Source organism: Citrobacter enshiensis, from assembly GCF_029338175.1.
Classification (GTDB): domain Bacteria; phylum Pseudomonadota; class Gammaproteobacteria; order Enterobacterales; family Enterobacteriaceae; genus Citrobacter_D; species Citrobacter_D enshiensis.
In genome coordinates this window covers 2,645,912-2,657,543 of sequence record NZ_CP119862.1, presented here as the reverse complement: position 1 = coordinate 2,657,543, position 11,632 = coordinate 2,645,912, and the positions used below count along the sequence as shown (strand labels likewise).

General features: G+C 61.7%; 4 protein-coding genes. All 4 read left to right on the top strand.

Annotation, left to right across the window (positions count from 1 at the left end):
• Positions 1-107 precede the first annotated feature (107 nt).
• The 4 genes from P2W74_RS12900 (at position 108) to P2W74_RS12885 (ending at position 11,526) form a co-directional block, all read left to right on the top strand.
• Positions 108-1,076, top strand: a complete 969-nt coding sequence (locus P2W74_RS12900) for an autotransporter-associated beta strand repeat-containing protein (RefSeq protein WP_276291895.1) — start codon at positions 108-110, stop codon at positions 1,074-1,076.
• Positions 1,077-1,170: 94 nt separating this feature from the next.
• Entirely contained in the window at positions 1,171-2,535 is a 1,365-nt protein-coding gene (locus P2W74_RS12895) for an autotransporter-associated beta strand repeat-containing protein (RefSeq protein WP_276291894.1), read from the top strand.
• Positions 2,492-2,980, top strand: a complete 489-nt coding sequence (locus P2W74_RS12890) for an autotransporter-associated beta strand repeat-containing protein (protein ID WP_276291893.1) — start codon at positions 2,492-2,494, stop codon at positions 2,978-2,980. The genes P2W74_RS12895 and P2W74_RS12890 overlap by 44 nt, the downstream gene beginning before the upstream one ends.
• Positions 2,981-3,030: 50 nt before the next feature.
• Positions 3,031-11,526, top strand: coding sequence for an autotransporter outer membrane beta-barrel domain-containing protein (locus P2W74_RS12885; RefSeq protein WP_276291892.1), 8,496 nt, complete (start codon positions 3,031-3,033; stop codon positions 11,524-11,526).
• Positions 11,527-11,632: the final 106 nt, after the last annotated feature.

The window sequence follows — 11,632 nt, the reverse complement described above, 5'->3', positions numbered from 1 at the left end:
GGTGCCGGCACGCAGGTGGCGGCGAACAGGAACCTGCTGCTGAGCGGGGCGCTTACCCCAGGCGGGCAGGGGCATCGCTGACGGTGGCGAAAGGCACCCAGCCGGCGGTGACCGCGCAGACCGCGAACCTGAACGGGACGCTGAGCCTGAGCGGTTACGGCACAGCCGCCCCGGCCAGCGCCAGCGGAATTGCCGGCACACAGTACACGGTCATCCACACCACCAACGGCATCACCGGCGACTTCAGCAGCGTGAACCTTAACGGCGCGGCGAGCGCGGTGGACTACCTGCGTCTGGCGGGCCGCGTCAGCGGCAACGACTACAACGTCGGTTACGGACTGAGCTGGCTGGAAAGGCAGGCATACGGGACCGGCAGCTTCACGCTGGCCGGGGCCGCGGATACCTTTAACGTGGACGTGGCGCTGGGCAACCAGGCGGCGGGCACCTACACCAGCGGCTGGGACGGTAAAACGCTGACCAAGGCCGGGGCGGGCACCCTGACGCTGTCGGCGGTGAACACCTACACCGGCAATACCCTGGTGAACGGTGGCAAGTTGAAGGCCGGGATCGCCAACGCCTTTGCGCAGAGTGCGAACGTGGCGGTGGCGTCCGGGGCGACGCTGGATCTGAACAACTTTGACCAGACGGCGCGTAACCTGTCGGGAGCCGGTAATGTGACGCTGGGCAGCGCGATGCTGACGGAAAACGCGGTCAGCGACACGACGTTCAGCGGCACACTGAGCGGGACAGGCGGACTGACCAAAACCGGCAGCGGCGTCTTCACGCTGAGCGGCAGCAACAGCTACAGCGGCGGCACGACCATTTCTGCTGGCACTCTGGTGGCGCAGAACGGTGCGGCACTGGGCACCGGCGCGGTGGTCAACAACGCCGCCCTGCGGCTGGATTTTGCCCAGAACGGTACGCTGGCTAACGTGCTGAGCGGCAGCGGAACGCTGAACAAGACGGGCAGCGGCACTGCGACCCTGACCGGGACCGGCTCCGGCGAGGGCGCGGTGACGGTCAGCGGGGGTACGCTGGCCTTTGCCCAGAGCGGTGCCTTTAATGCTGCAGCCTGAATACAAGCCGCAGGTGCCGGCACGCAGGTGGCGGCGAACAGCAACCTGCTGCTGAGCGGGGGGCGCTTACCCAGGCGGCAGGGCATCGCTGACGGTGGCGAAAGGCACCCAGCCGGCGGTGACCGCGCAGACCGCGAACCTGAACGGGACGCTGAGCCTGAGCGGTTACGGCACGGCCGCCCCGGCCAGCGCCAGCGGAATTGCCGACACACAATACACAGTTGTCCACACCACCAACGGCATCACCGGCGACTTCAGCAGCGTGAACCTTAACGGCGCGGCGAGCACGGTGGACTACCTGCGTCTGGCGGGCCGCGTCAGCGGCAACGACTATAACGTCGGCTACGGACTGAGCTGGCTGGAAGGGCAGGCTTACGGCACCGGCAGCTTCACGCTGGCCGGGGCCGCGGATACCTTTAACGTGGACGTGGTGCTGGGCAACCAGGCGGCGGGCACCTACACCAGCGGCTGGGACGGTAAAACGCTGACCAAGGCCGGGGCGGGCACCCTGACGCTGTCGGCGGTGAACACCTACACCGGTAACACGCTGGTGAACGGTGGCAAGTTGAAGGCCGGGATCGCCAACGCCTTTGCGCAGAGCGCGAACGTGGCGGTGGCGTCCGGGGCGACGCTGGATCTGAACAACTATGACCAGACGGCGCGTAACCTGTCGGGAGCCGGTAACGTGACGCTGGGCAGCGCGATGCTGACGGAAAACGCGGTCAGCGACACGACGTTCAGCGGCACGCTGAGCGGGACAGGCGGACTGACCAAAACCGGCAGCGGCGTCTTCACGCTGAGCGGCAGTAACAGAGCCGCAGGTGCCGGCACGCAGGTGGCGGCGAACAGCAACCTGCTGCTGAGCGGGGCGCTTACCCAGGCGGCAGGGGCATCGCTGACGGTGGCGAAAGGCACCCAGCCGGCGGTGACCGCGCAGACCGCGAACCTGAACGGGACGCTGAGCCTGAGCGGTTACGGCACGGCCGCCCCGGCCAGCGCCAGCGGAATTGCCGGCACACAATACACGGTTGTCCACACCACCAACGGCATCACCGGCGACTTCAGCAGCGTGAACCTTAACGGCGCGGCGAGCACGGTGGACTACCTGCGTCTGGCGGGCCGCGTCAGCGGCAACGACTATAACGTCGGCTACGGACTGAGCTGGCTGGAAGGGCAGGCTTACGGCACCGGCAGCTTCACGCTGGCCGGGGCCGCGGATACCTTTAACGTGGACGTGGTGCTGGGCAACCAGGCGGCGGGCACCTACACCAGCGGCTGGGACGGTAAAACGCTGACCAAGGCCGGGGCGGGCACCCTGACGCTGTCGGCGGTGAACACCTACACCGGTAACACGCTGGTGAACGGTGGCAAGTTGAAGGCCGGGGATCGCCAACGCCTTTGCGCAGAGCGCGAACGTGGCGGTGGCGTCCGGGGCGACGCTGGATCTGAACAACTATGACCAGACGGCGCGTAACCTGTCGGGAGCCGGTAACGTGACGCTGGGCAGCGCGATGCTGACGGAAAACGCGGTCAGCGACACGACGTTCAGCGGCACGCTGGAGCGGGACAGGCGGACTGACCCAAAACCGGGCAGCGGCGTCTTCACGCTGAGCGGCAGTAACAGTTACAGCGGCGGCACGACCATTTCCGCTGGCACCCTGATGGCGCAGAATGGCGCGGCCCTGGGCACCGGCGCGGTGGCCAACAACGCCGCCCTGCGGCTGGATTTTGCCCAGAACGGTACGCTGGCTAACGTGCTGAGCGGCAGCGGAACGCTGAACAAGGGACGGGCAGCGGCACTTGCGACCCTGACCGGGGCTGGCTCCCGCGAGGGCGCTGGTGACGGTCAGCGGCGGGTACGCTGGCCTTTGCCCAGAGCGGTGCCTTTAATGCTGCCAGCCTGAATACAGCCGCAGGTGCCGGCACGGCAGGGTGGCGGCGAACAGCAACCTGCTTGCTGAGCGGGGCGCTTACCCAGGCGGCAGGGGCATCGCTGACGGTGGCGAAAGGCACCCAGCCGGCCGGTGACCGCGCAGACCGCGAACCTGAACGGGACGCTGAGCCTGAGCGGTTACGGCACGGCCGCCCCGGCCAGCGCCAGCGGAATTGCCGGCACACAATACACGGTTGTCCACACCACCAACGGCATCACCGGCGACTTCAGCAGCGTGAACCCTTAACGGCGCGGCGAGCACGGTGGACTACCTGCGTCTGGGCGGGCCGCGTCAGCGGCAACGACTATAACGTCGGCTACGGACTGAGCTGGCTGGAAGGGCAGGCTTACGGCACCGGCAGCTTCACGCTGGCCGGGGCCGCGGATACCTTTAACGTGGACGTGGTGCTGGGCAACCAGGCGGCGGGCACCTACACCAGCGGCTGGGACGGTAAAACGCTGACCAAGGCCGGGGCGGGCACCCTGACGCTGTCGGCGGTGAACACCTACACCGGTAACACGCTGGTGAACGGTGGGCAAGTTGAAGGCCGGGATCGCCAACGCCTTTGCGCAGAGCGCGAACGTGGGCGGTGTGCGTCCGGGGCGACGCTGGATCTGAACAACTATGACCAGACGGCGCGTAACCTGTCGGGAGCCGGTAACGTGACGCTGGGCAGCGCGATGCTGACGGAAAACGCGGTCAGCGACACGACGTTCAGCGGCACGCTGAGCGGGACAGGCGGACTGACCAAAACCGGCAGCGGCGTCTTCACGCTGAGCGGCAGTAACAGCTACAGCGGCGGCACGACCATCTCTGCCGGGACCCTGCAACTGGGTGGTGGCGGAACAACCGGCGCGATCGTGGGTAACGTGACCAACAATGGCACACTGGCTTTTAACCGCAGTGATGCGACGACGTTTGCTGGCGTGATTTCAGGCAGCGGCCGTGTCACCCAGGTGGGAACCGGTAAAACAATCTTCACCAGCACTCACACTTACAGCGGCGGTACGACTATCTCCGCCGGTACCCTGCAACTGGGTAATGGCGGTACAACCGGCAGCGTACAGGGGGCCATTGATATTGCCTCCGGCGCGACGCTGGCGGTGGAGTGGGGTGCGGATTACACGCTGAATAACACGCTGACCGGCAGCGGTCTGGTGGCGGTCAGGGCGGCCGGGCATGACGTTAACTTGGCCTCGGCGGCAACGGGCGCGGGCTTTAGCGGAACGGTTGACCTGCAGAACGCCACCTTCAGTCTTGGCGGGGTGAATACCGGGGCGCTGACCGCGGCCACCCTGCGCCTTGGCAGCGGCAGTGTGACCACGGTGGCGGACGGCACGCAGACCATTGGCGGTCTGGCCTTTGACGGCGGTAAAGCGATTTTCAACGCCACGGTACCGGCGCAGATCGATGCCACCAGTCTGGTGCGGGTGAATATGCTGGACGCGAGCGGTGCCGGCACCGTGCAGGCCACATTACCGGTACCTTATGTCCTGCCGACGCCGGTACCTTCAACGGAGCTGTCGCTGCTTGAACAGGACGATGTGAATCTGGGAACCCGTCTGGTGGCGGCCAGTACGGCGACCGGCAGTGCCGGGGCGCTGAGCCTGCTGGATCAGAACGGCAATGCCATCACGGCGGCGCAGCAGATCGACGTGCAGCAGGGCGGCAGCCTGGTGGCGGTTGGTACCTACGATTATCGTCTGAGCACGGGGGCCAGCCTGGACGGGCTGTATGTCTCCTACGGGCTTAAACAGCTGGATCTGCAGGCCGGTCAGACCCTGACGCTGGCAGAAAACAGCGGGGCCACCGGCGCGTCGGCGGATATGTCGGCGAAGATCACCGGTAGCGGTAACCTGCGGATCGATGCCGGTATACTGTCGTTGTCCAACACGACCAACGACTTTACCGGCGACACCACGGTGGCGACAGGGACACTGCAGGCCGGTGCCCGCAATGTGATTGCGACGTCCGCAAACGTGACAGTAAATGCCGGGGCGACGCTGGATACCCACGGTTATCACCAGTCGCTGACCAACCTGACAGGCACTGGTACGGTGACCAACAGCACGACGACCGCAACGACTCTGACGCTGAACGATACGGCGACCAGTGTGTTTGCAGGCACCATCACTGGCGCACAACTGGCGCTGATGCAGGCAACTGGTACGCAGATCCTGACGGGGAGCAACACTTACGGCGGCGGTACGACGATCAACACGGCAGCCACCCTGCAACTGGGTAATGGCGGTACCAGCGGCTCCATCACGGGGAATGTGACCAACAACGGCGCGCTGACCTTTAACCGCAGCGATTCGGCGACCTTTGCTGGCGTGATTTCAGGCAACGGTGCGGTGAATCAGACGGGGATGGGCAGAACGATACTGACCGGTACCAACAGCTACAGCGGCGGCACCACGATCGCCGCAGGTACGCTGCAACTGGGTAATGGTGGAACAAGAGGATCTATCACAGGTAATGTGACCAATAATGGTGTGCTGGCCTTTAACCGCAGCGACACGGCGACCTTTGCTGGCGTGATTTCAGGCAACGGTGCTGTGAATCAGACGGGCACAGGTAAAACAGTTCTGAGCGGCAACAACAGTTACAGCGGCGGCACGACTATTTCTGCTGGCACTCTGGTGGCGCAGAACGGTGCGGCACTGGGCACCAGCGCGGTGGCCAACAACGCCGCCCTGCAGCTGGATTTTGCCCAGAACGGTACGCTGGCTAACGTGCTGAACGGCAGCGGAACGCTGAACAAGACGGGCAACGGCACTGCGACCCTGACCGGGGCTGGCTCCCGCGAGGGCGCGGTGACGGTCAGCGGCGGTACGCTGGCCTTTGCCCAGAGCGGTGCCTTTAATGCTGCCAGCCTGAATACAGCCGCAGGTGCCGGCACGCAGGTGGCGGCGAACAGCAACCTGCTGCTGAGCGGGGCGCTTACCCAGGCGGCAGGGGCATCGCTGACGGTGGCGAAAGGCACCCAGCCGGCGGTAACCGCGCAGACCGCGAACCTGAACGGGACGCTGAGCCTGAGCGGTTACGGCACGGCCGCCCCTGCCAGCGCCAGCGGAATTGCCGGCACACAATACACGGTTGTCCACACCACCAACGGCATCACCGGCGACTTCAGCAGCGTGAACCTTAACGGCGCGGCAAGCGCGGTGGACTACCTGCGTCTGGCGGGCCGCGTCAGCGGCAACGACTACAACGTGGGTTACGGACTGAGCTGGCTGGAAGGGCAGGCTTACGGGATCGGCCGCTTCACGCTGGCCGGGGCTGCGGATGCCTTTAACGTGGACGTGGCGCTGGGCAACCAGGCGGCGGGCGCTTACACCAGCGGCTGGGACGGTAAAACGCTGACCAAGGCCGGGGCGGGCACCCTGACGCTGTCGGCGGTGAACACCTACACCGGAGACACGCTGGTGAACGGCGGCACGCTGAAGGCCGGGATCGCCAACGCCTTTGCGCAGAGTGCGAACGTGGCGGTGGCGTCCGGGGCGACGCTGGATCTGAACAGCTATAACCAGACGGCGCGTAACCTGTCGGGAGCCGGTAACGTGACGCTGGGCAGCGCGATGCTGACAGAAAACGCGGTCAGCGACACGACGTTCAGCGGCATACTGAGCGGGACAGGCGGGCTGACCAAAACCGGCAGCGGCGTCTTCACGCTGAGCGGCAGCAACAGCTACAGCGGCGGTACGACCATCTCTGCCGGGACCCTGCAACTGGGTAATGGCGGTACAACTGGCGCGATCGCCGGTAACGTGACCAACAATGGCACACTGGCCTTTAACCGCAGTGATGCGACGACGTTTGACGGCGTGATTTCAGGCAGTGGCCGTGTCACTCAGGTAGGAACGGGTACAACGCTGTTCACTGGCACCCACACCTACAGCGGCGGTACGACTATCTCCGCCGGTACCCTGCAACTGGGTAATGGCGGTACAACCGGCAGTGTACAGGGGGCCATTGATATTGCCTCTGGTACGACGCTGGCGGTGGACTGGGGTGCGGATTACACGGTCAACAACACGCTGACCGGCAGCGGTCTGGTGGCGGTCAGGGCGGCCGGGCATGATGTTAACTTTGCTTCGGCGGCTGCGGGCGCGGGCTTTAGCGGAACGGTTGACCTGCAGAACGCTACCTTCAGCCTTGGTGGAGTGAATACCGGGGCGCTGACCGCGGCCACCCTGCGCCTTGGCAGCGGCAGTGTGACCACGGTGGCGGACGGTACACAGTCCATTGGCAGTCTGGTCTTTAATAGTGGTAAAGCCATTTTCAATGCCACAGTACCGGCGCAGATCGATGCCACCAGTCTGGTGCAGGCGAATCTGCTGGATACCAGCGGCACGGGTATCGTACAGGTCATATTACCGACACCTTATGTGCTGCCGACGCCGGCACCATCGACGGATCTGTCGCTGCTTGAGCAGGACGATGTGAATCTGGGGACCCGTCTGGTGGCGGCCAGTACGGCGACAGGCAGCGCAGGCGCGCTGGAATTGCAGGATCAGAACGGTAATGCCATCACGGCGGCGCAGCAGATTAATGTCCAGCAGGGCGGCAGCCTGGTGGCGCTCAGTACCTACGATTATCGTCTGAGCTCGGGGGTAAATCAGGACGGGCTGTATGTCTCCTACGGACTGAAACAGCTGGATCTGCAGGCCGGTCAGACCCTGGCGCTGGAACAAAACAGCGGAGCCACCGGTGCGTCGGCGGATATGTCGGCGAAGATCACCGGCAGCGGTAGTCTGCAGGTCGATGCCGGCACCGGGGTAGTGTCGTTGTCCAACACAACCAATGACTTTACCGGCGACACCACGGTGGCGACCGGGACGCTGCAGGCTGGCGCGCTGGATGTGATTGCGACCTCCGCGAACGTGACAGTGAATGCCGGAGCAACGCTGGACACGAACGGTTATCACCAGTCGCTGACCAACCTGTCTGGCGAGGGTACGGTGACCAATGGTACGGCGACCGATACGATCCTGACGCTGAACGACACGGCGACGAGCGTGTTTGCAGGCGATATTACGGGGGCGCAACTGGCACTGGTACAGGCAAGCGGTACGCAGGTGCTGGCAGGGAGCAACAATTACGGCGGCGGTACGACAATCAATACCGGAGCCACGCTGCAACTGGGCAATGGTGGTACCAGCGGTTCAGTCGCGGGGAATGTGACCAACAACGGTGCGCTGGCCTTTAACCGCAGCGATTCGTCGACCTTTAGCGGGGCGATCTCCGGCAGCGGAGTGGTGAATCAGACAGGGACGGGCAGAACGATACTGGCCAGTGCCAACAGCTACAACGGCGGCACGACGATCTCCGGCGGTACGCTGCAACTGAATGACAGCCAGGGGGCGGGTACTGGTGCTGTCAGCATCAATACGACAGCAGGTGAAGTTGGTACAGGTCTGGATCTGGTCTTCAGAAATGCCAGCGACTTTAGCAATCAGCTCACTGGCGCGGGAACAACCACGGTGAGTGGCGCTCAGGCGACCATCACAGGGGCCAATGCGGGATATACCGGCAACTGGCGTGTCACCGATACGGGGACGCTGGCTGTTGCAGCTGACACGGTAAGTAGTACCGATAATCTTGGCACCGGCGGGGTGGATATTGCCACTGACGGCACTGTTAATGTTCTGACGCAGGGGGCATTCAGCTTTAATAATACCCTGACGGGGGCCGGTACGCTGAACGCCTCCGGTCATGGCCAGGCATTCTCCTTCGGCAGTGGTGTGGGGGCAGCCTTCACGGGGACGACGGCACTGACAGACAATACGTTTGCGCTGTCCGGGAATAACACGACTGCGCTTACTCACGGCAAGCTGTCTGTGGGAAGCGGCAACGTGACGACGGTGGGAGATGGTAATCAGCAGATCGGCGGACTGATCGTCAATGACGGTACGGTGGTGTTCAACGCCACGGCACCCGATGAGGTTCTGGCGACCAGTCTGATCACCGCAGATACCCTTGATATCAGTCATACCGGTACGGTGTACATTAACGCCCCTGAATCGTACGTTCCGCAGGTTCGTGATACGAACAATGCGCTGAATCTTCTGATGCAGGATGAAGCCAACACAGGTGTGCAACTGGTTAAAGCCGCTGCAGTTACAGGGAGCGGCGGTGCCATCCGGTTACTCAATAAGGATGGCAGCACGATCACGGCTGAACGGACGATTGATATTAACCAGAATGGCGATGTCGTCGCGCGGGGGACGTATGACTATCGCCTGACCTCGGGAGCGGCGGCTGATGGATTGTATGTGAATTACGGTCTGACAGAACTGGATATTCAGGCGGGTAAAACGCTGACGCTGGCGCAGGATACGGGGGCAACAAAAGCTTCTGCGGATATGTCAGCCAAAGTGACGGGCAGCGGTAACCTTGTTATTGATGCAGGGGCAGGTGTGGTGTCGTTGTCCAGTGCGACCAACGATTATACCGGTGAGACGAAAGTCAGTACGGGTACGTTGCGTACTGATGCTGATAATTCACTGGGTAAAACCCGTCTGCTTACGCTGGCTAGCAATACCGGTTTTGACCTGAATGGCAAAACGCAGACTGTCGGTGAACTGAACAGCGCAGCGGGCTCGTCGTTGAACGTGAACGGCGGAACGTTAGCGCTCAGCAAGGGGGGCCTCTCTGCGGGGAGTCTGACCGGCACCGGTAAGATTAACGTTCTGGGGGGAACCTTCGATGTGCGTGGGGCTAACACCGGGCTCAGCGCCATTACCCAAATCAGTAAAGGTGCGATTGCACGTCTGAATGATGTGGCGGGTCTGGGCAGCGGCAATATCGTCTCTGACGGTATGCTGGTGCTGAACAGTGCTGTTGGTACGATGAATAACAATATCAGCGGGACAGGCGAACTGGTTAAAAAGGGTGACGGTGAAGTTGTTCTGACTGGTAAAACGGACTGGACAGGCGACACGCATATCGATGGCGGTGCGCTGGTTCTGGATGGTTCCCGTGGTGGTGCGCAACTGGTCAGTAATGTGATTGCAAAAGACAATACTTCATTGTCATTGCGTAACGGCGCGACGCTGACGGGCTGGATTGATCCGACGGATGTGAATATTGATTCAGCCAGCCGCTGGAATATGACTGCTGACTCACTGGTCGATGATGTGGATCTTGCCGGTACCCTTAATCTTGCAGCACCGACCGGGAAGTCAATGACAACAGGGCATACCCTGACAGCCACCAACTGGCATGGACAGGACGGCACGGTGGTCATGAATTCCGTGCTGGGAGGAGACACGTCGGTCACCGATAAGATTGTCGTTAAAGGGAATACCAGTGGTAACACCTTCGTTAAGGTCAATAATCTCGGCGGCCGTGGCGCTCAGACCGTAGAAGGCATTCAGTTGGTGAAAGTCAGTGGGCAGTCAGACGGGACGTTCACCAAATCCGGGCGTATCGTTGCCGGGATCTATGACTACAGTCTTGTGAAGAAGGGCGCTGATTGGTATCTGACCAGCCGGGATACCTCCACGCCGGATAAAAAGGGAACGTCAGGGGTTCGCCCGGATCCTGCGAGCTATACAGCCAACCTGGCGGCGGCGAATACCATGTTTGTTCACCGGTTGCACGATCGGGCGGGTGAAACGCAGTACACGGATGCACTGACCGGCGAGCAGAAAGTCACCAGCATGTGGCTGCGTCAGGTGGGTGGACATAACCGCTGGAGCGCCAGCATCGGGCAGGTTGACACGCAAAGTAACCGCTATGTGACGCAACTGGGTGGTGAAGTGGCGCAGTGGAGTCCGGATGGTGTGCAGGGCTTGCACCTTGGTGTGATGGCAGGCTACGGCAGGAACAGCAGTAACTCCCATTCCGGTGCTACTGGCTACAGTTCCGATGGCTCCGTCAACGGGTACAGCGCCGGGCTTTATGCAACCTGGTATCAAAATGACGAAACCAGACAGGGAATGTATGTGGACAGTTGGGCTCAGTACGGCTGGTTTGACAATACTGTGAAAGGCGAGAAGGTACAGTCAGAGTCATACAAATCAAAAGGCATGACGGCGTCACTGGAGCTGGGCTATACGCATAAACTGGGAGAATTTAGCGGAAGTAAAGGCTCACTGAATGAGTTGTATATCCAGCCGCAGGCACAGGCGATATGGATGGGCGTGACGGCAGATGAGCATCATGAAAACAATGGTACTCGTGTCACGGGTGAAGGTGACGGCAATGTTCAGACACGTCTCGGCGTGCGTACCTTCCTGAAAGGTCACAGCAAACTGGATGAAGGTAAAAACCGCAACTTCAAGCCGTATGTGGAGATCAACTGGATCCACAACACGCAAAGCTTCGGTACTCGCATGGACGGAAACTCATTATCTCAGGATGGCGCCAGGAATGTGGGGGAAGTGAAAGCCGGTGTTGAAGGTCAACTTAATTCACGTCTGAGTGTCTGGGGGAATGTGGGTGTTCAGGTCGGGGATAAAGGATACAATGATGCATCTGCCACGCTGGGTGTGAAATATAATTTTTAACAGCAATATAACCAGGAAGTCAGTGTCTGAAAAACACTGACTTCCATTATAATAAACAATTCCTTCATTATTTATTTGAGTTGAATGATTAAATGTATTAATTTTA